The sequence below is a fragment of the Paraburkholderia sp. RL17-383-BIF-A genome, assembly GCF_046028015.1.
GTDB lineage: Bacteria > Pseudomonadota > Gammaproteobacteria > Burkholderiales > Burkholderiaceae > Paraburkholderia.
Genome location: NZ_JARESR010000024.1, coordinates 1 through 26411, shown reverse-complemented (window position 1 = coordinate 26411; position 26411 = coordinate 1). Strand labels below are relative to the sequence as shown.

The following is a 26411-nucleotide window of genomic DNA, read 5'->3' as shown; positions in this document are numbered from 1 at the left end:
TTATCGACCGTTGCCCAGTCACAACGCGCGTACCGCGCATGCACCAAGGCGAAGGCCACGACGCCGCGTGCTTAGCTCAACGTAGCGAGAATACTCCCTGCATCGCTGACTTCGAATTTGCCGGCAGCCTCGACGTTCAACGTCTTGACCACGCCGTCGTCGACAACCATCGCGTAGCGCTGGGAACGGATTCCCATGCCGCGCGCCGACAAATCCTGCTCGAGACCGAGCGCTCGCGTGAAAGCCGCACTGCCGTCCGCCATCATGCGCACCTTGCCCGAGGCGTGCTGATCGCGTCCCCACGCGCCCATTACGAACGCGTCGTTGACGGACACGCACCAGATCTCGTCGATGCCAAGCGCGCGCAACTGCTCGGCATGCTCGACATAACCCGGTACATGTTTGGCTGAACAGGTCGGCGTGAACGCGCCCGGCAATCCGAAGATCACCACGCGCTTGCCCGCCGTCTGCTCGCGCACGTCGAAGCTGTTAGGCCCGATCGTGCAGCCCGCCCGCTCGTCTTCGATCAACTCGAAGAGCGTTGCGTCGGGCAGCTTGTCACCTGCTTGAATCATGCTCAGTCCTTTGCATCGATGCGAAGCACACTCGCACGTCGTCGTGTCGCAGTGAAAAATCCGGCGTGCGCACCCACCACTGCATGCTCCGCCGTCCGGCGACAGTCGCCCACTCCGCTTCGCGAAACCGAAGAGGGCAGTTGTCCTTGCCGCGGATCTTCAAAGATACGCGACTTGTTTGCCGTTCACCCGCCACGCTCGTGCATTCGTCCGCCAACGCTGCACTGCTCGACAAACGCAGCGCGGCAACGAAAGCCTGCTCGTGCGCTCAGTCCGCCTGCTTGCGCAGGAATGCCGGAATGTCGTACGTGTCGACGCCCTTTTCCTGCAGCGCCTGCACATGCGAAGCGGCCGTATCGCGCGAGGTGCGCCACACTGCCGGCGTATCCAGCGCGCCGTAGTCGGCGGTGCTCGCGTGCGACGTTTGCGGTGCGTAAGCAGCGTGCGCGTTGATCGGCTGGTTGTCGGTGCCGGTGCGCAGCAGCGTCATCGGTGCCGATTGCTGCTTCTTCGCCGCACGGCCCAGACCCGTTGCCACGACCGTCACGCGCAGCGCGTCGCCCATTGCATCGTCGTACACCGCGCCGAAGATCACGGTTGCGTCTTCTGCGGCATAGCTCTTGATGGTGTTCATCACTTCGCGCGTTTCCGACAGACGCAGCGAACGGCTCGACGTGATGTTCACCAGCACGCCGCGCGCGCCCGACAGATCCACACCTTCCAGGAGCGGGCTGGCGACAGCCTGCTCAGCAGCGAGGCGTGCGCGATCGACGCCGGCAACCGTCGCCGTGCCCATCATCGCCTTGCCCTGCTCGCCCATCACCGTCTTCACGTCTTCGAAGTCGACGTTCACCAGACCGTCGACGTTGATGATTTCCGCGATGCCGGCAACTGCGTTGTTCAGAACGTCGTCTGCGCACTGGAAGCACTTGTCCATCTCGGCGTCATCGCCCATCACCTCGAACAGCTTGTCGTTCAGGACGACGATCAGCGAGTCGACGTGATCCTCCAGTTGCTGCGAACCGGCTTCCGCGACGCGCATGCGCTTGCCGCCTTCGAATTCGAACGGCTTGCTGACCACGCCAACGGTCAAGATACCCATTTCTTTAGCGATCTGCGCAACCACGGGTGCTGCGCCCGTGCCCGTGCCGCCGCCCATACCGGCCGTGATGAAGACCATGTGCGCGCCGCGCAGTGCGTCGGCAATACGCTCACGCGCTTCTTCCGCTGCGGCGCGGCCCATTTCCGGCTTCGCGCCGGCGCCCAGACCCGTGTTGCCGAGCTGGATCACCGCGGAGGCGCGCGAACGCGACAGCGCCTGCGCGTCCGTGTTCATCACGATGAAGTCGACGCCTTGCACGCCTTTGTTGATCATGTGCTGAACGGCATTGCCGCCAGCGCCACCTACTCCGATCACCTTGATGATGGTGCCGTTCGTTTCGGTTTCCAGCATTTGGAAATCCATGATGCCTCCGTCAAGATAAAAATTTACAGCCACTTCGGCCGTTATTCGGCAGGAGATCGGGCAACCCCCTGTCGCGCGCCGGCCGCCGGCACCAGCGCGTATTCCTAAAACCCGGTTGAAACCTGTTCGACAACCCGTTCTGTGCAGCGGTGCTACGAATGCTTTAGAAGTTGCCGAGGAACCAGTCCTTCATGCGCGTGAACACCTGGCCCATCGAGCCCGACTGCACCGCGACCTTGCGGCCGCGCATGCGTTGCGAGCGTCCCTCGACGAGCAGGCCCATCGCCGTCGAGTAGCGCGGGTTGCGCACCACGTCGGCGAGACCGCCCGCGTATTCCGGCACGCCGATACGCACCGGCTTCAGGAAAATGTCCTCGCCGAGTTCGACCATGCCGAGCATCATCGACGCGCCGCCGGTCAGCACCACGCCGGAGCTCAGCAGTTCCTCGTAACCCGACTCGCGCACCACTTGCTGCACGAGCGAAAACAGTTCTTCGACGCGCGGCTCGACCACCGCCGCCAGCGCCTGGCGCGACAGCGTGCGCGGGCCGCGCTCGCCGAGTCCCGGCACTTCGATCATTTCGTCCGGATCGGCCAGAGCCTGCTTGGCGATGCCGTAATCCACCTTGATGTCTTCCGCGTCCGGCGTCGGCGTGCGCAGCGCCATGGCAATGTCGCTCGTGATCTGGTCGCCGGCGATCGGAATCACCGCCGTGTGCCGGATCGCGCCTTCGCTGAAAATCGCGATGTCCGTCGTGCCGCCGCCGATATCGACCAGCACCACGCCGAGTTCTTTTTCGTCTTCCGTCAGCACCGCGAGCGACGACGCCAGCGGCTGCAGAATCAGATCGTTCACTTCGAGCCCGCAACGGCGCACGCACTTCACGATGTTCTGCGCCGCGCTCACCGCGCCGGTGACGATATGCACCTTCACTTCGAGGCGAATACCGCTCATGCCGATCGGCTCGCGCACATCTTCCTGACCGTCGATGATGAATTCCTGCGTCAGGATATGCAGCACCTGCTGATCGGTCGGGATGTTGATCGCCTTCGCCGTTTCGATCACGCGCGCCACATCCGTCTGCGTGACTTCCTTCTCCTTGATCGCCACCATGCCGCTGGAGTTGAAGCTGCGGATATGGCTGCCGGCAATTCCGGTAAATACGTTCGTGATCTTGCAGTCGGCCATCAGCTCGGCTTCTTCGAGCGCGCGCTGAATGGACTGCACGGTGGCTTCGATATTCACCACCACGCCTTTCTTGAGCCCCTTCGATTCGCTCTGGCCGAGGCCGATCACCTCGTAGTGACCTTCGCCCTTCAACTCGGCGACGATAGCCACGACCTTCGACGTCCCGATGTCGAGGGCGACCAGCAGATCTTTATAGTCTTTACTCATAGCGTGCTCATTGCGTGTGATGTCCGTTTACTTCTTGCCCTTGTCGGGTTCGCTGATGAAGCGCATGCCAGCGGCACGAATCGCGAAACCGTTCGGATAGCGCAAGTCCGCATACTCGATATCCTTTCCCCAACGTTGCGTCACCGCGTTCCACGCCGCGGTCAGGCGGCGGCTCCGATCGAGCAGCGTGTCCTGATTGCGTTCGCGCCCAAGTTCCACCTGCGTGCCGTTCGAGAGCTTCACCGTCCACGCGTAGCGCGGCGACAGCGTCACTTCTTCGGGCGTCGCGCCCAACGGCGCGAACCATTTCTGAAAATCGTGATAGCGCGTGACTACTTCTTTTGCCGTGCCGTCCGGACCGTCGAAGGCGGGCAGATCCTCTTCGAGCTCGCCCTGATTCGCCGTGAACAACTCGCCGTCCACGCTCACCAGCTGATCGCTGCCCCACGTCCCCAGCGGTTTGTACTCCTCGAGCGTGACAGCCAGCGCATTCGGCCAGACACGCCGCACGCTCGCATGACGCACCCACGGCATCTGCTCGAACGCCTGACGCGCCACGTCGAGGTCCACCGTAAAAAAGTTGCCCTTCAACCGACCCACGACACCCGCGCGCACCGTCGGCGAATTGATGTGCTCGGTATCGCCGTCAATCTGGATTTCACGCAGCGCGAAATTCGGGCGCTGGATCAGCCAGTAACCGCCTGCCGCCAGCAGCACGAGCACCAGCAACACATGCAATGCGTTGGCGGCGAAATTGAGCTGGCGAACGTTGTTCCACATGGAATTGCTTTCGGGTCGCCCCGGTTAGTCCTTAAGCGTCAGCGCCAACACGCCGACAACCAGTTCCTGATAGCCGATGCCCACTGCGCGCGCCGCTTTCGGCGGCAGCGAGTGATCGGTCATGCCGGGCGCCGTGTTCACTTCGAGGAAATACGGCTTGCCGTCGGCGTCGAGCATGAAATCCGCGCGGCCCCAGTCGGTGCAGCCGAGTACGTCGAAGGCGCGGCGCGCCAGCACCTTCAGATGCGCTTCCTCGTTCGCCGCCAGACCGCACGGGATCAGATACTGCGTGTCGTTCGCGATGTACTTCGCGTGGTAGTCGTAAAACTCGCCGGCCGGCACGATGCGGATCACCGGCAGATCGAGATTGCCGGCAATGCACGCGGTGTATTCGCCGCCGCCCTCGATGCTCTTTTCGACCACCACGATCTTGTCGAACTTGACCGCTTCGAGCAGCGCGGCCGGCAGCGCGTCGGCGCTCTTCACCTTGATCACCGCGACGCTCGAACCTTCGCTCGCCGGCTTCACGAAAAGCGGCAAGCCGAGCTTGGCGACGATCTCTTTCGCGCGCGCTTCGTAGTCGTCGCCACGCAGCACTGCCTCGAACGGCGGCGTCGGAATGCCGAGCTGCTGCCACACGAGCTTGGTGCGGAACTTGTCCAGACCGAGCGCCGAGCCGAGCACGCCGCTGCCCGTGTACTTGATGCCGTAAAAGTCGAGCGCGCCCTGGATCTGGCCGTTCTCGCCGTAGCCGCCATGCAGCGCGTTGAACGCGCGCACGAAACCCTCTTCCTTCAACGCGGCGAGCGGACGCTCGGCCGGATCGAACGGATGCGCGTCGATACCGGCGTCGCGCAGACCTTGCAACACGAGACGCCCGGAATTGAGCGACACCTCGCGCTCCGCGGAATTGCCGCCGAGCAAAACTGCCACTTTGCCGAATTGTTTAGGGTCGATACTGCTCATCTCACACCTTCGTTTCCTGAGCGAGGCGACCCGGCACACCGCCGATCGAACCCGCGCCCATCGTGATCACTACATCGCCGTCGCGCACAATCGCTGAGAGCGCGTCCGGCACTTCGTCCACCGTATCGACAAACACCGGTTCGACCTTGCCCGCCACACGCAGCGCACGCGCGAGAGCACGGCCGTCCGCGGCGACGATCGGCGACTCGCCGGCCGAATAGACTTCGGTCAGCACGAGCGCGTCGACGGTCGACAGCACTTTCACAAAATCCTCGAAGCAGTCACGCGTGCGCGTGAAGCGGTGCGGCTGGAACGCCAGCACCAGACGCCGGCCCGGAAATGCGCCGCGCGCCGCCGCCACCGTGGCCGCCATTTCGACCGGGTGATGACCATAGTCGTCCACCAGCGTGTAGGCGCCCGACGCTTTGCCTTCGGTGAAAACCGGCACTTCGCCATAGCGCTGGAAGCGTCGGCCCACGCCGTTAAAATCCGCCAGCGCTCGCTGGATATCGGCATCTTTCACTTCAAGTTCAGTCGCAATTGCAATTGCGGCCAAAGCGTTCTGCACGTTGTGCTCGCCCGGCAGGTTCAACACGATGTCGAGCGGCGCGGCATCTTCACGCATTGCGGTGAAATGCATCTTGCCGCCGAGCGCTTCCACATTGACCGCGCGCACCTGCGCATCCGGCGCGAAGCCGTAGCGGATGATCGGCTTCGACACGAACGGCAGGATCTCCTTCACGTTCGGATCGTCGACGCACAGCACCGCGATGCCGTAGAACGGCAGACGGTGCGTGAACTCGATGAACGCCTGCTTGAGCCGCGCGAAGTCGTGGCCGTAGGTGTCCATGTGATCGGCGTCGATGTTCGTGATGACTTCGATTACCGGGAACAGATTCAGGAACGACGCATCCGACTCGTCGGCTTCCGCGACGATGAAGTCGCCCGTGCCCAGGCGCGCATTCGCGCCCGCACTGATCAGCCGGCCGCCGATCACGAAGGTCGGGTCGAGTCCACCCGCCGCGAGCACGCTCGCCACCAGCGAGGTGGTCGTGGTCTTGCCGTGCGTGCCGGCAATCGCAATGCCCTGCTTCAGGCGCATCAGTTCCGCGAGCATCACCGCGCGCGGCACGATCGGAATGCGCCGATGACGCGCGGCCAGCACTTCCGGGTTGTCGCTGCGCACTGCCGTGGAAACGACCACTGCATTCGCGCCTTCGATGTTCTCCGCCGCGTGACCGATCGCGATCCGCGCGCCGAGTGCGGCGAGGCGATCGGTGATCGCGTTGCTCGACAGATCCGAGCCGCTCACCTGATAGCCGAGATTGACCAGCACCTCCGCGATGCCGCTCATGCCGACACCGCCGATGCCGACAAAGTGAATATGTTTGACGATGTGTTTCATTGCTTTCCTTCTGGGCTCGCGCCCGAAATCGAACCCGCCACGGTCGCGCAAATCTGCGCGACTTGCTCCGTGGCGTCGGGTTTCGCGAGCGAGCGCGAACGCTCCGCCATTTCCGCGAGGGTCTCTCGCGTCTGGCTGCGCAACCAGTCAGCGAGGGTTTCCGCCGACAGATCGCGTTGCTGCACGACCAGCGCCGCGCCGTTATCGGCGAGGAACGCTGCATTAGTGGTTTGGTGATCGTCTACTGCGTACGGGAACGGCACGAAGAACGCCGCCACGCCTACAGCCGAAATCTCTGAAACGGTCATCGCGCCCGAGCGGCAAATCACCAGGTCCGCGTTTGCGTAAGCGCTCGTCATGTCGTCGATGAACGGCACGAGTTCAACGTCGGCGCCCGCTTGCAGACCCGCCGCCGCGTAGTTCTCGCGCAGTGCTTCAATGTGCTTCGCGCCCGCCTGATGCACGATGCGCGGACGCTCGTTCGGCGCCAGCAAAGCCACCGCGCGCGGCACGACTTCATTCAATGCCGCCGCACCCAAACTGCCGCCCACCACCAGCACATTCAACGGACCGCTGCGCTGCGCGTAGCGTGCTTTGGGTGCAATTGCGCGCGCAAGTTCCGCACGAATCGGGTTTCCTGTCCATTCGCCGTGCGGCAGTGCATTCGGGAACGCAACCAGCACGCGTTTGGCGACTTTCGCGAGCACCTTGTTCGCGAGACCGGCAATCGAATTCTGTTCATGCAGCACGAGCGGACGGCCGCTCAACGCGGTCATCAGGCCGGCCGGAAACGTGATGTAGCCGCCCATGCCGAGCACGACGTCCGGCTTCACGCGGCGCAGCACGCTCAAGCTTTGCGAACATGCGCGCAGCAGATTCAGCGGCAGCATCAGCTTGGTTTTCAGGCCCTTGCCGCGCAGGCCGCCAAAGCGCACGTATTCCATCGGGATGCCGTGCTTCGGCACCAGCGTTGCTTCCATGCCCGCGGGATTGCCGAGCCATACGACCTTCCAGCCCCACGCCTGCATCAGATGAGCGACCGCGAGCCCCGGGAACACGTGTCCCCCGGTGCCACCGGCCATCACCATCAGCGTGCGTTGCGGCAGAGCGGTCATACCTTCCCTCCGCGCATCAGCACCCGGTTCTCGTAATCGACACGCATCAGCACGGCGACAGCCACACAGTTCAGCAAAATGCCCGAGCCGCCGTAACTGACGAGTGGCAACGTGAGACCTTTGGTCGGCAGCAAGCCGAGGTTCACGCCCATGTTGATGAAGGTCTGCGCGCCGAACCAGATGCCGATGCCCTTCGCCACCAGACCCGCGAACGTGCGGTCGAGCGCGAGCGCCTGACGGCCGATCTCGAACGAACGGCGCACGATCCAGTAGAACATCAGGATCACGACCAGCACGCCGACAAAACCCAGTTCCTCGCCGATCACCGCGAGGATGAAGTCGGTATGCGCTTCCGGCAGATAGTTGAGCTTCTCGACGCTGCCGCCGAGTCCCACGCCGAACCACTCGCCGCGCCCGAACGCGATCAGCGAGTGCGTCAATTGATAAGCCTTGCCCTGCGCGTAACGGTCGTCCCACGGATCGAGGTACGCGAAAATCCGCTCGCGACGCCACGGCGACGCCCACACCAGCAGGCTGAATGTACCGACCGCGGTCGCCACCAGACCACCGAACAGCTTGCCGTTCACGCCGCCGAGAAACAGCAGACCCATCGCGGTCGCCGCGATCACCATGAACGCGCCCATGTCCGGCTCGAGCAGCAGCAACGCACCGACGAGGCCCACGGCGACTGCCATCGGCAAAAAGCCTTTGGCAAAGCTGTGCATGTATTCCTGCTTGCGCACGGTGTAATTCGCCGCGTAGATCGCCACCGCGAGCTTCATGATTTCCGAAGGCTGCATGTTCGTGATGCCGAGCGGAATCCAGCGGCGCGCGCCGTTCACGCCCTTGCCGACGTGCGGGATCAGCACGATCACCAGCGCGACCAGCGAAATCAGAAACAGCTTGGGCGCGTACTTGTCCCACGTTGCGATCGGAATGCGGAACGACACAATGCCGACCACCGCGCCCATCACCACGAAGATGATCTGGCGCACGAGGAACGCGTAGTCGCGATACGACGCGTACTTCGGCGAATCGGGCATGGCGATGGACGCCGAATACACCATCACCACGCCGAGACCGAGCAGCGCGACGACCACCCACAGCAGCGAGTGATCGTAGTCGAGCATGCGCGAGCGCAGCGGACGCACGCCGTTGACGGCGCTCGCAAGACCACTGCCGCCCGAGCGGCCGCCGGCGCGAGCCGAAGCGCCCGAAGCACCCGCGTCGCCGGTGGCGGCCTGACGTGAACCGAAACGTTCCGACCAGCTCATATCATCGTCCCCCGTTCGGCCGCGATGTCCTCCACCGTGCTGCGGAACACCGCGGCGCGATGCGCGTAACCCTTGAACATGTCGAAGCTCGCGCAAGCCGGCGAGAGCAGCACGGCGTCGCCCGGTTCCGCGAGCGCGGTTGCGGCGCGGGTCGCTTCTTCGAGCGTGGCGTGGTCCGTTATGGCAATGCCGGTGTCTGCCAGCGCGGCGCGGATTTGCGGCGCGTCGCGGCCGATCAGCATCACCGCGCGGCACCAGCGCATGACCGGCGCGGCGAGCGGTTCGAAATCCTGCCCCTTGCCGTCACCGCCGGCGATCAGCACGATGCGCTGCGCGAGACCGTCGAGCGCGGCGACCGTCGCGCCGACGTTGGTGCCCTTGCTGTCGTCCACATAGTCGATACCGTCGATCGACGCGATCAATTCCACGCGATGCGGTTCGCCGTGATATTCGCGCAGACCGTGCAGCAGCGGCGCGCCCGGCAGGCCGACCGCACGCGCGAGCGCGTAAGCGGCGAGCGCATTGGCGGCGTTGTGCAAGCCGCGAATGCGCAAGGCGTCGGCCGGCATCAGGCGCTTGAGCGCGATGTTCGGCGGCGTCACGACTTCGTTCTTGCGGCGGCGCTTCGGCACCGGTTCGTCGCTCGCGTCGCGGTCATGCGCTTCGACGAGCCAGATCATGCCGTTGTCGCGCAGCAAGCCGTAGTCGCCGTCGTTCTTCGGCTCGGTGACGCCGAACGTGACCACCTCGGCTTCGCTGTCTTCCGAAGGCGCGAGCTTCATGACGCGCGAGTCGTCGCGATTCAACACGCGCACGGTTTGTGTACCAAAGATGCGGCCCTTCGCGGCAGCGTATGCATCGAGCCCGCCGTGCCAGTCGAGGTGATCCTGGGTGATGTTCAGCACGACCGCCGCGTCGGGCGTAAACGTGTGCGCGGTTTCGAGCTGGAAGCTCGACAGCTCCAGCACCCACACATCCGGCAACGCGGTGTTATCGATCGCTTCCGTTAGCTTGTCGAGCAGCGCCGGGCTGATATTGCCCGCCACCGCGACCTTCTTGCCCGCGCGTTCGCACAGCAGGCCGGTGAGGCTCGTGGTCGTGGTCTTGCCGTTGGTGCCGGTGATGGCGATCACTTTCGGCGCATAGCCGCTTTCGCCGAGCGACTTCAGTGCCTGGGAGAAGAATTCGAGTTCGCCCCACACGGGGATGCCCTGCTCGCGCGCCGCCGAGATTAGCGGCAACAGATCGGCGGCAAGCGGCGACAAACCCGGGCTGATGGCGACCAGTTCGATACCTTCGAGCAGTGCCGGCGAAAACGGGCCGCCGACGAATGCGGCGTCGATGCCGTGCGCTTCCAGCGCGTGCAGGTTCGGCGGCACCTCGCGCGTATCGGCCACTCGCAGCCGACAGCCGTGCCGCGCGCACCAGCGCGCCATAGCGAGACCGGATTCACCCAGTCCCAGCACGAGCACCATCGGCTTTTGCCGATCCCGAAACTTCTCGCCGAACATCGCCTGCTTCCTTAATGACCTGCTGCTTAACGCAGTTTGAGCGTGGACAAACCAAAGAGACACAACATCAGGGTGATGATCCAGAAGCGCACGACCACCTGCGTTTCCTTCCAACCCGACAATTCGAAATGGTGATGCAGCGGCGCCATCTTGAAGAGACGCCGCCCTTCACCGAAACGGCGCTTCGTGAATTTGAACCACGTGACCTGCAACATCACGGAGAGCGTCTCCGCGACGAAAATGCCGCCCATGATGAAGAGCACGATTTCCTGACGCACGATCACCGCGACCGTGCCGAGCGCGCCGCCGAGCGCGAGCGCGCCGACGTCGCCCATGAACATCTGCGCCGGGTGCGTGTTGAACCAGAGGAACGCGAGCCCTGCCCCACCCATTGCCGAACAGAAAATCAGCAATTCGCCCGCGCCGGCGATATGCGGAAACAGCAGGTATTTCGAATAGACCGAGCTGCCCATCACATACGCGAACACGCCGAGCGACGCGCCGACCAGCACGACGGGCATGATCACGAGCCCGTCGAGACCGTCGGTGAGGTTGACCGCGTTGCTCGCGCCGACGATCACCAGATACGTCAACACGATGAAGCCCCACACGCCGAGCGGATAGCTGATCGATTTGACGAACGGCAGCATCAGGTCGGCGTGGGGAGGCAGGCCCATCGAGAGGCCGCTCCTCACCCACGCCATGAACAGGTCGAACACGCGCACATTGCTCGCTTCGGACACACTGAATGCGAGATACACGGCAGCGAACAGTCCGATCACCGACTGCCAGAAATACTTTTCGCGCGACGACATGCCGCGCGGATCCTTGTAGACCACCTTGCGGTAATCGTCGACCCAGCCGATCACACCGAAACCGAACGTGACCAGCATCACGATCCAGATGAAGCGGTTGGTCAGGTCGGCCCACAGCAACGTGGCCACGGCGATGCCGAGCAGAATCAGCACACCGCCCATGGTCGGCGTGCCGGATTTCACGAGGTGAGTTTGCGGACCGTCTTTACGAACGGCCTGACCGACCTTCATGGCGGTCAGCTTGCGAATCACCGCCGGGCCGCAGACGAGCCCGATCAGCAGCGCGGTGATGGTCGCCATCACCGCACGGAAAGTCAGATAACTGAACACGCGCAAGAAGCTTGCGTCATTCTGCAGCCATTGCGCCAGCGCCAGTAGCATGCTTCGGTCCTTCTATTTCAATGTGCCGCGGGCGTACTGCCCGCTGCGTTGGGTTGTGGACTCGTTACGGCGTCCACCACGCGCTCCATCTGCATGAAGCGCGAGCCTTTCACGAGAAGCGTTGCGGCAGGACCGAAACCGGCCTGCTGCAATTGCGCGACCAGCGTGCCGATATCGGCGACGTGATGCGCGCTCGCGCCGTACGCGGTGCAGGCGTCGCGCGAGGCGTCGCCCATGGCGTATAGCGCGTCGATACCGCGTTCCTTGGCGTAAGCGCCGATTTCGCGGTGAAACGCCGGACCGTTGTCGCCGACTTCGCCCATGTCGCCCATCACCAGCACGCGCGGCGCGGCGCGGGAGGCGAGCACGTCGATCGCGGCGCGCATCGAATCGGGATTGGCGTTGTAGGTGTCGTCGATCACGGTCGCGCCGGCGAGCGTGCCGAGGACGGCTTGCTTCACCTGCAGGCGGCCCTTCACGGCGCCGAACGATTCGAGACCGCGCTTGATCGCGTCGAGCGAAACGCCCGCAGCCAACGCGGCCGACGTTGCGGCCAGCGCGTTGTGCGCGTTGTGGTTGCCGAGCACTTGCAGCGTGACTTCGATTTGGCCTTCCGGCGTGTTGATGCTCAACACGTTGCCGTCGAACGTGCCCTTCACTGCGGCTTCGGTGATGCGCTCGGCGGAATTCAGCACGAAGTCCATGATGCGATTGCCGGTTGCGGCCACGCGCCAGATGCTCGCGTAGGCGTCGTCGGCCGGGAACACCGCGACGCCTGCCGGCGACAACGCGTGAATCACGCTCGCGTGTTCGAGCGCGACCGCTTCCACCGTCGCCATGAATTCCTGATGCTCGCGCTGCGCGTTGTTCACCACCGCGACCGTCGGCTCGGCGATTTTCGCGAGCTCCGAGGTTTCGCCCGGATGGTTCATGCCGAGTTCGACCACAGCCAGCTGATGCGCGGCGTGCAGACGGAACAGCGTGAGCGGCAAGCCGATGTCGTTGTTGAAGTTGCCCGCAGTGGCAAGTCGCGCTTCGGCACCGACCGCGGCGGCGAAGATCGACGCGATCATTTCCTTGACCGTGGTCTTGCCGTTGCTGCCCGTCACCGCGACGAGCGGCATGCTGAACTGGCGGCGCCAACCGCGCGCGAGCGCGCCGAGACCCACGCGCGTGTCCGTGACTTTGAGCGCCGGCACACTCCAGTCTTGCGGTGTACGCGTGACGAGCACGGCCGTCACGTTGCGCGCGGCGACCTCCGGCAGGAAGTCGTGCGCGTCGAAACGATCGCCCTTGATCGCGACGAACAGGTCGCCGGGGCCGGCGCTGCGGCTGTCGGTACAAACGCGTTCGAACGCAACCGTCTCGTCGCCGAGCACGGTCGCGCCCGGGATCAGCGCGGCGGCTTCACGCAGCGAAAACATGCTCATTCGCCACCTCCGCGTGCATGCGTCGCGCGCGCGGCCAGCGCGAGGCGAGCGTGATCCTGATCGGAGAAAGCGCGTTTCTTACCCATGATTTCCTGTGTTGCTTCGTGCCCCTTGCCGGCCAGCACGATGACGTCTTCGCGCGCGGCGCTGCGGATCGCTTGCAGGATCGCGCTTGCGCGGTCCTCGATACGGCGCGCCTTCGACGCGTCCTTCATACCCGCCGCGATCTGCTCGATGATCGATTGCGGATCTTCGCTGCGCGGGTTGTCGCTGGTCACGACCACGCCGTCGGCGATCTTCTCGGCGATCGCGCCCATCAGCGGACGCTTGGTCGCGTCGCGGTCGCCGCCGCAGCCGAACATGCAGATCAGTTCGCCGCCGCGTGCGGTTGCCATCGGGCGCAGCGCTTCGAGGGTTTTTTCCAGCGCATCCGGCGTGTGCGCGTAATCGATCACGACGAGCGGCTCGTCGTTCTGCAAGCGGCCACCCAAACGCTGCATGCGGCCGTTCACCGATTCGAGCTTCGCCAGTTCGGCCAGTGCGGCTTCGAAAGGCACGTCGGCGGCGAGCAACGCGCCCAGCACGCCGAGCAGATTGCTCACGTTGAACGCGCCGAGCGTCTGCACTTCGACTTCGGCATTGCCCCAGTCAGAAGTGCTCAGATGGAACGCGGTGCCCGTTGCGGTTGCGCGCACATTCGATGCGAGCAGCAATGCGTCGGCTTGCGGTGCGTCTTTTTGCAGGTCGCCCAACCCGTAGGCGATCGTGCGCGCGTGGCCTTGCGTGCTGGCGAGCAAACGGCGGCCGGCCGCGTCGTCGCGATTGATCACGGCCGCGCGCAGTTCCGGCCAGGCGAAGAGGCGGGCCTTCGCGGCTTCGTAGGCTTCGAACGTGCCGTGGTAGTCGAGATGGTCTTGCGTGAGATTCGTGAACACGGCGATGTCGAACGCCGTGCCGTTCACGCGCCCCTGGTGCAGCGCGTGCGATGACACCTCCATGGCGACCGCCTGCGCGCCCGCGTCGCGCAACTGCGCGAGGCTGCGTTGCAGTTGCGGTGCGTCGGGCGTCGTAAAGCCGGTGTGCACCAGTTGGCCGGGCAGACCCGTGCCAAGCGTGCCGATGATCGCGCAACGCGTGCCGAGCGCGGTCAACGCCGCCGAGATCCACTGGCTGCACGACGTCTTGCCGTTCGTGCCGGTGACGCCGACCGTCAGCATGCTGTCGCTCGGATCGTCGTACCAGCCGCTTGCGATCGAACCGGCGAGTTCGTTCAACGCCGGCACAGCGAGCGTGTTCGACGGATCGATCGCACCGCTAAAACCCTCGGGCTGAACCAGCACGGCGGCGGCGCCACGTTCGATCGCACCCGAGATGAACGGGCGGTTGTCCGCGCCGTCCACTGCGTAGGCGAAAAACGCGTCGCCGGCCGCGAGCGAGCGCGTGTCGGCGTGCAGATGCGCGCCTGGCTGCACGTGAGCGTGCAGCCAGGTGAGGGCGTCGGCGATTTGCCGCTGCTCGGGATGCTTCTCGCGCAGCGCGCTCATCGCACGACTCCCGGGTGGCTTTTCGCGTTCGCGGAAATCGTCATCTTCTTGGCGCCGGCGCTGGTGGAAAGTTTCTTGGCCGTGGCTGGCGTGGCGGGCGCGCCCGGCGCGGCCGGGGCCAAGTCGTCGGACACCACCATTTGCTTGACCGGCATGTCCGGCGGCACATTCAACGAACGCAACGTATCGCCGACGATCGCCGAGAACACCGGACCCGACACCTGACCACCGAAGTGGCTTCCCGCCGTCGGCTCGTCGACCGAAACGGCCACGACGATGCGCGGATTCGGCATCGGCGCCATGCCGACGAACGACGCGCGATACTTGGAGTGGTCGTAGCCGTGCGCGCCGTGCTTGTACGCCGTACCGCTCTTGCCGCCGACGCGATAGCCCGGCACCGCCGCATCCGGCGACGTACCGCCCGGCGCGGTGACGGTTTCGAGCATGGCGCGCACTTCGCGTGCCGTGGTCGGCGCAAAGATTTGCGGGCCGGTGGCGGGTTGATCGCCAGGCGTGCGGAAGATCGATACCGGCATGATTTCGCCGTCGTGCGCAATCGCGGTGTAAGCGCGGCCCAACTGGAACAGCGACACCGACAGACCGTAGCCATACGACATGGTCGCCTGTTCGATACGGCGCCAGCCCTTCCACGGACGCAGACGGCCCGCCGCCGCGCCCGGGAAGCCGACCTTCGGCGCCTGGCCGAGACCGATGCTGGTGTACATGTTCCACATCTCTTCGGGCTTGAGCTGCATGGCGATCTTCGTCGCGCCGATGTTGCTCGACTTCTGGATCACGCCGCCCACCGTCAGCACGCCGAACGCGCTGTCGTCGGTAATCGGCGCACCGTCGAGCACGAAACGGCCGCCACCTGTATCAACCAGTGTAGTCGGCGTGACGCGGTGCAGATCGAGCGCGAGCGAGACGGTGAACGGCTTCATGATCGAGCCGGGCTCGAACGTGTCGGTCAGGATGCGATTGCGCAACTGGTCGCCGGTCAGGTGGGAACGGTCGTTCGGGTTGTACGTGGGGTAATTCACGAGCGCCAGCACTTCACCGGTACGCACGTCGATCACCATCGCCGCGCCGGCCTTCGCCTTGAATTTTTCGACGGCCGCCTTCAGGTTCGTATAAGCGATGTACTGAATCTTGCTGTCGATCGAAAGATCCACGTCCTGGCCGTTGTGCGGCACGACCTGCTCGTCCACGTCCTCGATGATGTGGCCCATGCGGTCTTTGATCACGCGGCGGCTGCCCGACATGCCGGCGAGCAGCTTCTGGTCGCCGAGTTCGACGCCTTCCTGGCCTTCGTCTTCCACATTGGTGAAGCCGATCAGGTGGGCCGTGATCTCGCCTTCCGGATAGAAGCGCTTGTACTCGTCGCGCGCGTAAATGCCTGGGATGTCGAGCGCCGTGACTTTTTCCGCGATGTCCACCGGCACCTGGCGCTTCACATAGACGAAGGTTTTGTCCTCCGACAGCTTGGCGCGCAGCTCCTTGTTCGTCATGCCGAGCAATTTGCCGAGCGAAGTCAGCTTGTCGGCGCCGAGGTCGTCCGGCACCGATTCGGGGATAGCCCAGATCGCGCGCACCGGCAAACTCGTGGCCAGCACGAGCCCGTTGCGATCGAGAATCTTGCCGCGCGTGGCCGGCAATTCGAGGCGGCGCTGATAGCGGATTTCACCCTGCTTCTGATAGAACGCGTTGCCCGGGCCCTGAATCCAGAACGCGCGCGCGGTGAGCGCGACGAACGCCATGAACAGCATGAACACGACGAGCTTGGAGCGCCACATTGGCAGGCGCACCGACAGGATCGGATTGGCCGAGAAAGCCACGCTCTTGCGAGCCGACGATTTTTTCATCGCACGCCTCCGCGACGGGTCGCCACCGGCGCCGAGGCCGGGCCGGAAGTCGGGATCGGCGCATCTTCAGCCTTTGCCGCGCCCGGATCGAGCGTGAGGTACTGGGTACGGCCGGTCGTAACCGATTGCATCTTCAGGGAATCAGTGGCGATCTGCTCGATGCGCGACGTTTTCGACAACGCGCTCTGCTGATATTGAAGTTGCGAATAGTCCTGCTGCAGCTGGCGCTCCTGCGATTGAGCGCGCTGCAACTGGATAAAGATCTGACGCTGCTGATTGGTCGCGTTGACGACAGACAAGGCGCAGCCCATCACGATCATCAGCAGGAAGATATTGAGGCGGTTCATGGTGCGATCCGCTCCGCCACGCGCATCACGGCAGAACGGGCGCGCGGGTTCGCGGCGACTTCAGCGTCGCTCGCGAACACGCGGCCGATGATCTTGAGCGGAGGGCTCGGCAGATCGACTGCGCGAATCGGCAGACGGCGATCCACCGCAGGCGTACTGGCGTGCGCCTGCATGAATCGCTTGACGATCCGATCCTCGAGCGAATGAAAGCTGATGACCACCAGCCGCCCCCCTTGCTCCAACAGCGACAACGCTGCTTCTAAAACGACTTGCAGCTCCGCAAGCTCTTGATTGATGTGAATCCGTATAGCTTGAAAGGTGCGGGTTGCCGGATCCTTGCCCTTCTCACGGGTTTTGACGACGTTAGCCACGATTTGGGCAAGCTCGCCCGTGCTGACGAGAGGCCCAAGACGGTCGGACTCTGCCCGGCGAGCAACAAGCGCCTTTGCAATCTGAAAAGCAAACCGTTCTTCCCCATAATCTCGTATCACCTCCGTCAATTCCTGCACCGTGGCCCGCGCCAGCCAGTCAGCAGCCGATTCGCCGCGCGTCGGGTCCATCCGCATATCGAGCGGGCCGTCGGCGCGGAAGCTGAAGCCCCGCTCCGGATCGTCGACTTGCGGCGACGACACGCCCAGATCCAGCAAAACGCCCGACACCCGTCCTACGCCGCGCTCCGCAATCGCGGTGCGCAGTGAAGCAAAACTCTCGTGCACGATGCCAAAGCGCGGATCCGTGATCTGCTGGGCCGTGGCGATGGCGAGCGGGTCTTTGTCGAAAGCGATCAGACGCCCCGACTCACCCAGCTTCTCCAACACCAGCCGACTATGACCACCGCGCCCGAACGTGCCGTCCACATACACGCCGTCCGCGCGTGTGACCAGCGCTTGAACCGCTTCTTCCAGCAACACCGTGCGATGCTGCAATTCATTTCCCATCGCAGGCGCCATATAAGTAAACCGCGATCAGAACGTGAAATCTTTCAGGGCGTCGGGCATGCCCTCTGCCATTGCCGCCTGTTCCTTCGCGGCATAAGTTTGTGCATCCCATAACTCGAAGTGACGACCCATGCCGAGCAAGGTCACTTCTTTTTCCAAACCGCCGGCCGTGCGCAATTCCGGCGACACGAGCACGCGCCCTGCGCCGTCCATATCGACGTCCATTGCATTGCCGAGAAAAATGCGCTTCCACCAGGTCGCGTTCATGGGCAGCTTGTCGACCTTGTCGCGAAAGATTTCCCACTCCGGGCGCGGAAAGAGCAACAGGCAGCCGTCCGGGTGCTTGGTGATCGTCACCCGGCCCTCTGCCTGTGTTTGCAGCGCATCCCGATACCGAGAGGGAATAGACATCCGCCCTTTCGCATCGAGCGTCAGCGCCGACGCCCCTTGGAACACTTCGCTCTCCCCTGTGGCGCGTTTGCGCCCGCTGCCCGATTCGTGAAAATCTACCCGAAACCGCCTGTGAGATCACACAAAAATACACTTTCTCACACTGTCTCCCACTTTAGAGGAACGCTAAACAGGGGTCAAGGGAGATACACGGTTTTCCGACGAATTTTGTTTGTTAGAACAAGGACTTAGCGCGACTCCTTCACGTCGGACATAAAAACGGAAAACCGTTATAAATGAATGAGCTAGTGCAACTTGTGAAGGTGATACGTGAAAAGTCCGAGGGAAAGGCGCGGAATGAAAGAGATCGTCAAGCGGGATCGGGCAGTGTGGGATGGCGTTGCCGGGTACTTCAGGTGGACGGCGCGCGATGCGCCGGTCCACTTTCGGGAGGTACGTAAATAGAGGACTCGAACTTATATGTAATAGGCAGTGCGCGTCATGACTTTCGACACGGCGCGCATCAGTGCGCGCGCGGGGAATGGCAACTCGACCCCGCCGGCGTCCATTGCGGCCTTGCCATGCTCCACCTCGTCCACGCGCATCTGCTCGACGATCGCGCGCGACTCCCGGTCGGCTGCCGGCAGTTGTTCCAGATGGCTATCGAGATGCTGCTCCACCTGACGCTCGGTTTCGGCCATGAAGCCGAGGCTGACACGGTCGCCCATGCGCCCTGCCGCGAGCCCGATTGCCAGCGCGCCGGCATACCACAGCGGGTTCAGCAGACTGGGACGCGAATCGAGCGCTTCGAGCCGCCTGGAAGTCCAAGCGAGATGATCCTCCTCCTCGATCGCCGCGCGATTGAACACGACACGCAACGAAGGAGACTTGGTCGCAAGTTTCTGTGCCTGATAGAGCGCCTGGGCGCATACCTCGCCGACGTGGTTCACGCGCATCAATCCAGCCGAGTGTGCACGCTCGGCCGGCGAGAGTTCGGGCGCAGCATCCGTCACCGCGGATTCGTGCGGAACCGGCAGCGGGCGACTCATTCGCGACACACCGGTCATTGAGCGTAAACCCCGATCAAACTCGCTAATCAACTCATCCAGAAACATTCCGCGCTCCCTCGTTCAACAGCCGCCTCATCGATCCAACTGGTCCGCGCCATAAGGCTTTACGGCGCAAAACAGGCTTCGCGAAAAGCTTCAAACCGGGTGAATCCGGCAGCTAATTTCTGATTTTAGACCATGTTGCGTAAACGAAACAGGAGGCTTCCTGTCCCGCTCCTTTTTCTTTGTCCCATGTAGGCCTTTTGTTACATTACGTGCAACTTCTCGCGAAGTTGGACAAGCAAGGCCTCAACGCTAGATAAATATTCTGCCTTGTACAAAAGATTCGTAATCCTTGGAGATCATTCGATGAAAAAGTCGCTTCTCGCTCTCGCAGCACTGGGCGCATTCGCAGGCGTCGCACATGCTCAGAGCAGCGTGACCCTGTACGGTATCATTGACGAAGGCTTCAACATCAACACCAACTCGGGTGGCAAGCACCTGTACAACCTGTCCAGCGGCGTTATGCAAGGCTCGCGTTTCGGCCTGCGTGGCACGGAAGATCTGGGCGGCGGTCTGAAGGCAATCTTCGTGTTGGAAAACGGCTTTGACGTGAACAACGGCAAGCTGGGTCAAGGCGGCCTGATGTTCGGTCGTCAAGCTTACGTCGGCCTGTCGAGCCAATTCGGTACGGTCACGCTGGGTCGTCAGTACGACTCCGTCGTCGACTACGTTGGTCCGCTGGAAGCCGGCGACCAGTGGGGCGGCTACATCGCTGCTCACCCGGGCGACATCGACAACTTCAACAACGCATACCGCACGAACAACACGGTCAAGTACACGAGCGTTGACTACGGTGGCCTGAAGTTCGGCGGCACGTACAGCTTCGGCGGCGTTGCTGGCAACGTCACGTCGAACCAGATCTGGTCGTTGGGCGCTGGCTACAACAACGGTCCCCTCGTTCTCGGCGTTGGTTACTTGAACGCACGCAGCCCGGCAGCTTCGGGTGGCCTGTTCAACAACGGCGGTACGGCTGCAGCACCGGCCGCTGCTGTGAGCTCGCCGGTCTACGCTGGCTTCGCATCGGCTAACACGTACCAGGTCATCGGTGCAGGCGGCGCATACACGTTCGGCGCAGCAACGGTCGGCGTGACGTACTCGAACATCCGCTTCGGCAACCTGGGCGCTTCGTTCGCATCGCCGTTCAAGGGCCAGTCGGCTACGTTCAACAACGCGGAACTGAACTTCAAGTATCAGTTGACCCCGGCATTGTTGGTCGGCGCAGCGTATGACTACACCCGCGGCGCGGAAATCAACGGCAACTCGCGTGCTCAGTACCACCAAGGCGCGATCGGCGTGGACTACTTCCTGTCCAAGCGCACGGACGTGTACGTGATCGGTGTGTACCAACACGCTCTGGGCGACACGGTCAACGCAGCAGGCGCTACGGTCGACGCAACGGCAGGCATCAACGGCCTGTCGGGTTCGTCGAACCAGAACCAACTCGCAGCTCGCGTCGGTATCCGCCACAAGTTCTAATAAGTCGTAATAAAGCAGTTTGCCTCAAAGGCGCCTTCGGGCGCCTTTTTTTATGGCTTGCGGCGCATCGCCGATTGGCCGGCTTTAAATGGTGACGGCGGTGGCATAAACGGAAAAAAGCCCGGCAAACTTTCCTCTGCCGGGCTTTTGCTTTTTTTCGCTAATGCACCACTTCGTGCCTGCTTCGTACGTGATTAGCGCCCGATTCTGCTGGCCTATGCTCGCCCGTCGCGCAACTCCCGGCGCAGAATCTTACCGACATTGCTCTTCGGCAATTCAGTACGGAACTCGACGATCTTAGGTCGCTTGTAGCCAGTCAACTGCTGCTTGCAGTACGCGAAGATGTCGGCGTCGGTGAGCGCCTGGTCCTTCTTCACGACAAACAGCTTCACCGCTTCGCCGGAATGCTGATCCGGTACACCGACCGCAGCGACTTCGAACACACCCGGCAGTTTCGCCACGACGTCTTCGATTTCGTTCGGATAGACGTTGAAACCCGACACGAGAATCATGTCCTTCTTACGGTCGACGATCTTGACGAAGCCACGTTCGTTCATCAGGCCGACATCGCCCGATTTGAAGAAGCCATCCGACGTCATCACTTTCGCCGTTTCGTCGGACCGGTTCCAGTAACCCGCCATGACCTGCGGACCGCGGATGCAGATTTCGCCCGGCTGGCCGAGCGGCACTTCGTTGCCTTCGTCGTCACGAATCGAGATTTCCGTCGACGGCAGCGGCAAGCCAATTGTCCCGCTGTATTCGGTGACGGTCACCGGATTGCAGGTCACGCACGGCGACGTTTCCGACAACCCGTATCCTTCGATGATCGGGGTGTGCGTATGCTCGTACCAGCGCTTGGCAACGGCCTCCTGCACCGCCATTCCGCCACCGTTCGCGGCGATCAGCTTCGAAAAATCGAGCTTATGGAAATCCGGGCTATTCAACATCGCGTTATACAGCGTGTTGACGGCGGGAATTGTCGTGATCGCATACCCTTCGAGCGCCTTGATCATGCCCGGAATGTCGCGCGGATTCGGAATCAGCACGCCGAGGCCGCCGGTACGGATGGTCAGCAACCCGCAAACCGTCAGCGCAAATACGTGATACAGCGGCAATGCAACGACGGTAATGAACTGATCGATGTCCGTACGATTCGCGCGAACCGGATCGAGCCAGATCTCCGACTGCAGCACATTGGCAATCAGATTCCGATGCAGTAGCGTCGCGCCCTTGGCCACGCCTGTCGTGCCGCCCGTGTATTGGAGAAACGCGACATCGTTCGGGCCTTGCTGCACCGGATTGAAATTCTGGCGTCCGCCTTCCGCGATCGCAGTATTGAATTTGACGTGACCTGGCAGACTCCATGCCGGCACCATCTTCTTCACCTTGCGCACGACGAAGTTCACAAGCGTGCCCTTGATCCCCATCAGATCGCCCATCGCCGCCACGACGACATGCTTGACCGCTGTGTTGCGTACGATCGCCTGCAGCGTGACTGCGAAGTTCTCGAGCAGAATGATCGCTTCCGCGCCGCTGTCCTTGAGCTGATGCTCCAATTCGCGTGGGGTATAAAGCGGGTTCACGTTCACGACCACGTAGCCCGCACGCAGGATAGCGGCAATCGCCACCGGATATTGCAGCACGTTCGGCATCATGATCGCGATGCGCGTACCGCGGGCAAGGCCCTTCGACTGGAACCAGGCTGCCAGCTTGCGCGAAAGCGCGTCGAGCTCGCCATAGCTGATCGTCTTGTCCATGCAGACGAACGCCGGTTTCGCGCGGTGTTCGCGGAAGGCTTCTTCCAGCAGTTCTCCGAGCGACGAATAGCGGGTCGGGTCAATCTCTGCGGGAACGCCGGGTGGATAAGATTTCAGCCAGATTTTGTCCATGCAGCGTCTCCTCCTTTTATTTTCGAATGGTCGTGCTAAAAACGCATCGTAGCATGGGCACCTGGGTGTTAATCGCGAAAAGCGGCCGGGTTAGACTGCAACCTCGAACCTCCAAAACGCGAGCATCGCGGGATGATTGAGCGTGATTCAGACGCGCTCGACTTCGACCAGGCAGTCGTAGAAAGTTGCCGATCCGCCCAGATCGGTGAGCGCCTGGCTGGTGACCTGATTGGCATTGCGGCCGTCCGGCGCAAGTTTCTTCCACCAGATCGACAGGCCGACCACGAGTCCCTCGCGTGCCTTATCGGTAACGCGGACGCGCGCCTGCATCGAGCCGCGATCGTTAAAAATACGCACTTGATCGCCATCGACGATCTCTCGCGATTGCGCGTCGGCCGGATGCATGTCGAGATGCGGTTCGCCTTCGGTGGAACGCAGGCTTTCGACGTTCACGAACGTGCTGTTCAGGAAGTTGCGGGCCGGCGGAGAGATCATGGCCAGCGGATATCGGGCGGCAAGTTCAGGTGCGCCGTCGGCGGATTCGTGGGGCGGCAGATAGTCGGGCAGCGGGTCGAGTCCCTGCTGGGCGAGGCGCTCGCTGTAGAACTCGCATTTGCCGGACGGTGTTCGGAAGCCACCCTCGGCAAACGGCGCATCGGGCAGGTTCAGCCTGGCCCAGCCAGTCTTCTTCAGGCTCTCCCAGTCGACGCCTTCGAGCGTTCTGTCTTGCCAGCTGAACGCCGCCTGTGCAACGGTCTCGTCGCTCTCGAATAGCGCCGGCTCCTCGAGCCCCATATGACGCGCGATGCCGCGGAAAATCTCTGTGTTCGGAACCGCTTGGCCGACCGGGGCGATCGCCGGCAGGTTGACCATTACGTGTGTATGGCCGTAGGACTTGTGGACGTCGAGGTGCTCGAGTTGGGTCGTCGCGGGGAGCAGCAGATCGGCGTAGTCGGCAGTGTCGGTCTGGAAATGTTCGAGGACGATTGTGAACAGATCTTCGCGCGCGAAACCTGCGGCGACCCGCTCGGAATCTGGCGCGACCGCCACGGGGTTCGAATTGTAGACGACGATAGATTCGATTTTCGGGCCGAATGCCGCGTCGCCCTTGTGCAGCAACGCGTCGCCGATTGCGTTCATATTGATGACGCGGCTCGCCCTGGTCGGCCAACCCGGCATCAGATCCGGCCGCTGCAACGCATGTGAGTCAACCGGCGCCCACCCACCCGACGACAGCAACGCACCGCCCGCTCGCTCCCGCCACGCACCCGTGAGCGACGGCAGGCAGGCGATCGCGCGCACGGCGTTACCGCCGCCACGTACCCGTTGCAGGCCGTAGTTCATGCGAATCGCAGCTTTTTTCGTGCCGCCGTACAGTCGCGCAAGATCGACGATCACGCTCGCATCAATACCGCAGATGTCGGCAACACGCGATGGCGGGTAGCTGAGCGCACGGGCCTTAAGTTGGTCGAAGCCTAACGTATAGGCCGCGATGTATTCGTGATCGAGCAGATTTTCCGTAATCAACACATTGATCATGCCGAGCGCCAATGCGCCGTCGGTACCGGGTTTCAGGGCAATGTGCTGATGGCATTTTTCAGCCGTCAGGGAGCGGTATGGATCGATCGCGATCAGCCGTGCACCGCGACGCTTGGCCTGCTGGGCGCGTGTCCAGAAATGTAGGTTCGACGCGATGGGATTCGAACCCCAGATCAGGATGACTTCGCTCTCGTCAAAAAACTCGGTGAGCATGCCAAGGCTCGCGCCATAGGTGTACTTCAGCCCGGCCGCGCCGGCGGCCGCGCAAATCGTGCGATCCAGTTGCGATGCGCCGAGCTTGTGGAAGAACCGCTGCGCAATGCTGTCCCCCTGAACCAGCCCCATCGTGCCGGCGTAGCTGTACGGGAGGATCGCTTCCGGCGCGCGGCCTGCAATCTCCGAGAGGCGGCGAGCAGCGAGTTGGAACGCCTCGTCCCAGCTGATCGGCTCAAAGTGGCCTTCGCCCTTACGGCCGACACGCTTCATGGGTGTCGTCAATCTCTGCGGATGATGCACGCGCTCCGCATAGCGGCTGACCTTCGTGCATAGCGCACCTTGCGTAGGAGGGTGCTCGGGATCCGCGAAGACCTTGATCGCGCGACCGGCCTCGACCGTCACGCGCATCGCACAGGTGTCGGGGCAGTCGTGCGGGCAGACGACGCGAGCGTGTTCAGTCGGAGCATTCATCGGCGGTCCGTTCGAGGGAGCAGTAGAGCAATGCGGGATTCTATTACGTCAATTGCCTGTCGACTTGCACCGTGCCGCCAAAAAGGCCTTCGGCGTAGAATCGATTATCACCGTGCCCGGACCAATGTGGCCCCGAGCGATTCCACGCAAGCCAAAGCACACACGCATCATCACTCCATCATGAAACTTATCCCAGAAATCCAGGCCGCTCACGGCGAAATCCAGACTCTCCGACGAACGATCCACGCCCATCCGGAACTGCGTTACGAGGAGACCGCAACGGCAGATCTGGTCGCGCGAACGCTCGAATCGTGGGGTATCGAAACGCATAGAGGATTGGGCAAAACCGGCGTGGTCGGTGTACTGAAACGCGGCAACGGCTCACGCTCCATTGGTTTGCGCGCCGATATGGATGCGCTGCCGATTCAGGAACTGAACAGCTTCGACCATCGGTCGAAAAACGATGGAAAAATGCACGCCTGCGGTCATGATGGGCATACCGCGATGCTGCTCGGTGCTGCGCGGCACCTGGTCAAACATGGCGAATTTGATGGCACGATCGTGTTCATCTTCCAGCCCGCCGAGGAGGGCGGCGCCGGCGCGCAGGCCATGATCGACGACGGCCTGTTCGTAAAGTTTCCGGTCGACGCGGTGTTCGGGATCCATAACTGGCCGGGCATGAGGGCGGGTCAGTTCGGTGTAACCGAAGGCCCGATCATGGCTTCGAGTAACGAATTTCGTATTGAAATCACGGGCGTAGGCTCGCACGCGGCTATGCCGCACAACGGTCGCGATCCTGTTTTCACAGCGGTACAGATGGCGAATGGACTGCAGAGCATCATCACGCGAAATAAGAAGCCGCTCGACACCGGAGTGCTGTCAATCACACAGATTCACGCCGGCGACGCCGTCAATGTCGTCCCGAACACTGCGTGGATCGCAGACACGGTGAGGACTTTTACAACAGAAACTCTCGATCTTATCGAGGCGCGCATGCGCAAGATCGCAGAGAGCACGGCCGAAGCCTACGACTGCTCCGTCGACATTCAATTCCACCGAAACTATCCGCCCACGGTCAACAGTCGCGAAGAGGCTCGCTTTGCGGCGACGGTCATGAAGGAAATTGTCGGCGCGGAAAACGTCGACGATGCGGTCGAACCGACGATGGGCGCGGAAGATTTTTCCTTCATGTTGCTCGCCAAGCCGGGCTGCTACGCATTTTTGGGCAATGGCGACGGTGGCCACCGGGATTCGGGCCACGGCGCGGGTCCGTGCATGCTGCATAACGCGAGCTATGACTTCAACGACGAGTTATTGCCGATCGGTTCGACATACTGGGTGCGACTTGCCCAGCGGTTCTTGGCGCAAGAGAAATAGAATTCTCTCGGGGTTCGGGGTGGTGATTAATTCGCCGCCTGTTATGTCGTCGCATTAGGGATACGAATGCGACACTTGAACCCGCATAGGCGCTTCGGCGTCTAAGCGCGAGGTTGAGTAGGGGTAACTCGGGGCGG

The 26411-nt window shown here is 62.6% G+C and carries 21 protein-coding genes; 2 read left to right on the top strand and 19 right to left on the bottom strand.

Annotated features, from left to right (window positions below):
• Positions 1–71: 71 nt before the first annotated feature.
• The 17 genes from P0D71_RS24390 to coq7 form a co-directional block, all read right to left on the bottom strand.
• Positions 72–575: a peroxiredoxin gene (locus P0D71_RS24390; protein WP_012434415.1), complete on the bottom strand. Its 504-nt coding sequence runs from the start codon at positions 573–575 to the stop codon at positions 72–74.
• 268 nt (positions 576–843) lie between these two features.
• Positions 844–2040 carry a cell division protein FtsZ gene (gene ftsZ, locus P0D71_RS24385; protein ID WP_091798815.1) on the bottom strand — a complete coding sequence of 399 codons (1197 nt, stop codon included), beginning with the start codon at positions 2038–2040 and terminating at the stop codon, positions 844–846.
• A gap of 163 nt (positions 2041–2203) precedes the next feature.
• Positions 2204–3436, bottom strand: a complete 1233-nt coding sequence (gene ftsA, locus P0D71_RS24380; RefSeq protein ID WP_007180311.1) for a cell division protein FtsA — start codon at positions 3434–3436, stop codon at positions 2204–2206.
• Positions 3437–3463: 27 nt separating this feature from the next.
• A complete protein-coding gene (locus tag P0D71_RS24375) occupies positions 3464–4216 on the bottom strand; it encodes a cell division protein FtsQ/DivIB (protein WP_091798812.1) in 753 nt (250 codons plus the stop codon).
• A gap of 24 nt (positions 4217–4240) precedes the next feature.
• Positions 4241–5182 carry a D-alanine--D-alanine ligase gene (locus tag P0D71_RS24370; protein ID WP_408482532.1) on the bottom strand — a complete coding sequence of 314 codons (942 nt, stop codon included), beginning with the start codon at positions 5180–5182 and terminating at the stop codon, positions 4241–4243.
• Between the two features lies 1 nt (position 5183).
• On the bottom strand, positions 5184–6587 hold the full coding sequence (gene murC, locus P0D71_RS24365; protein WP_091798806.1) for a UDP-N-acetylmuramate--L-alanine ligase: 1404 nt from the start codon (positions 6585–6587) through the stop codon (positions 5184–5186).
• Positions 6584–7702: an undecaprenyldiphospho-muramoylpentapeptide beta-N-acetylglucosaminyltransferase gene (gene murG / locus P0D71_RS24360; protein WP_408482531.1), complete on the bottom strand. Its 1119-nt coding sequence runs from the start codon at positions 7700–7702 to the stop codon at positions 6584–6586. Before murG ends, murC begins: the two co-directional genes overlap by 4 nt.
• Positions 7699–8976: a putative lipid II flippase FtsW gene (ftsW, locus tag P0D71_RS24355; RefSeq protein WP_091798800.1), complete on the bottom strand. Its 1278-nt coding sequence runs from the start codon at positions 8974–8976 to the stop codon at positions 7699–7701. The genes murG and ftsW overlap by 4 nt, the downstream gene beginning before the upstream one ends.
• Positions 8973–10487, bottom strand: a complete 1515-nt coding sequence (murD, locus tag P0D71_RS24350) for a UDP-N-acetylmuramoyl-L-alanine--D-glutamate ligase (RefSeq protein WP_408482529.1) — start codon at positions 10485–10487, stop codon at positions 8973–8975. Before murD ends, ftsW begins: the two co-directional genes overlap by 4 nt.
• Before the next feature lie 26 nt (positions 10488–10513).
• Positions 10514–11683: a phospho-N-acetylmuramoyl-pentapeptide-transferase gene (gene mraY, locus P0D71_RS24345; RefSeq protein ID WP_012434424.1), complete on the bottom strand. Its 1170-nt coding sequence runs from the start codon at positions 11681–11683 to the stop codon at positions 10514–10516.
• A 17-nt stretch (positions 11684–11700) separates the two neighbouring features.
• A complete protein-coding gene (locus P0D71_RS24340; protein WP_408482527.1) occupies positions 11701–13113 on the bottom strand; it encodes a UDP-N-acetylmuramoyl-tripeptide--D-alanyl-D-alanine ligase in 1413 nt (470 codons plus the stop codon).
• Positions 13110–14657 carry a UDP-N-acetylmuramoyl-L-alanyl-D-glutamate--2,6-diaminopimelate ligase gene (locus P0D71_RS24335; protein WP_408482525.1) on the bottom strand — a complete coding sequence of 516 codons (1548 nt, stop codon included), beginning with the start codon at positions 14655–14657 and terminating at the stop codon, positions 13110–13112. Before P0D71_RS24335 ends, P0D71_RS24340 begins: the two co-directional genes overlap by 4 nt.
• Positions 14654–16519 carry a peptidoglycan D,D-transpeptidase FtsI family protein gene (locus tag P0D71_RS24330; protein ID WP_408301117.1) on the bottom strand — a complete coding sequence of 622 codons (1866 nt, stop codon included), beginning with the start codon at positions 16517–16519 and terminating at the stop codon, positions 14654–14656. Before P0D71_RS24330 ends, P0D71_RS24335 begins: the two co-directional genes overlap by 4 nt.
• Positions 16516–16866: a cell division protein FtsL gene (gene ftsL, locus P0D71_RS24325; RefSeq protein WP_091798783.1), complete on the bottom strand. Its 351-nt coding sequence runs from the start codon at positions 16864–16866 to the stop codon at positions 16516–16518. Before ftsL ends, P0D71_RS24330 begins: the two co-directional genes overlap by 4 nt.
• Positions 16863–17816 carry a 16S rRNA (cytosine(1402)-N(4))-methyltransferase RsmH gene (gene rsmH, locus P0D71_RS24320; protein ID WP_091798781.1) on the bottom strand — a complete coding sequence of 318 codons (954 nt, stop codon included), beginning with the start codon at positions 17814–17816 and terminating at the stop codon, positions 16863–16865. The genes ftsL and rsmH overlap by 4 nt, the downstream gene beginning before the upstream one ends.
• A gap of 15 nt (positions 17817–17831) precedes the next feature.
• A complete protein-coding gene (gene mraZ, locus P0D71_RS24315) occupies positions 17832–18260 on the bottom strand; it encodes a division/cell wall cluster transcriptional repressor MraZ (protein ID WP_091798777.1) in 429 nt (142 codons plus the stop codon).
• Between the two features lie 410 nt (positions 18261–18670).
• A complete protein-coding gene (gene coq7, locus P0D71_RS24310) occupies positions 18671–19309 on the bottom strand; it encodes a 2-polyprenyl-3-methyl-6-methoxy-1,4-benzoquinone monooxygenase (RefSeq protein WP_091798774.1) in 639 nt (212 codons plus the stop codon).
• A 303-nt stretch (positions 19310–19612) separates the two neighbouring features.
• Here coq7 and P0D71_RS24305 point away from each other — a divergent pair, with 303 nt between their 5' ends.
• On the top strand, positions 19613–20782 hold the full coding sequence (locus P0D71_RS24305) for a porin (protein WP_091798771.1): 1170 nt from the start codon (positions 19613–19615) through the stop codon (positions 20780–20782).
• Positions 20783–20997: 215 nt separating this feature from the next.
• On the opposite strand, the gene P0D71_RS24300 is transcribed toward P0D71_RS24305, so the two are convergent.
• Together P0D71_RS24300 and P0D71_RS24295 are read right to left on the bottom strand one after the other, a co-directional pair.
• The gene (locus tag P0D71_RS24300; protein WP_408482523.1) at positions 20998–22671 is read right to left on the bottom strand and encodes a long-chain fatty acid--CoA ligase; all 1674 of its coding nucleotides are present in this window, start codon (positions 22669–22671) and stop codon (positions 20998–21000) included.
• A gap of 147 nt (positions 22672–22818) precedes the next feature.
• Positions 22819–24897 (bottom strand): molybdopterin-containing oxidoreductase family protein, encoded by a 2079-nt coding sequence (locus P0D71_RS24295; protein ID WP_408482521.1) that lies wholly within the window; start codon positions 24895–24897, stop codon positions 22819–22821.
• A gap of 180 nt (positions 24898–25077) precedes the next feature.
• Here P0D71_RS24295 and P0D71_RS24290 point away from each other — a divergent pair, with 180 nt between their 5' ends.
• Complete coding sequence (locus P0D71_RS24290; RefSeq protein WP_408482519.1) at positions 25078–26274, top strand: M20 aminoacylase family protein; 1197 nt, start codon at positions 25078–25080, stop codon at positions 26272–26274.
• The last annotated feature ends 137 nt before the right edge of the window (positions 26275–26411 follow it).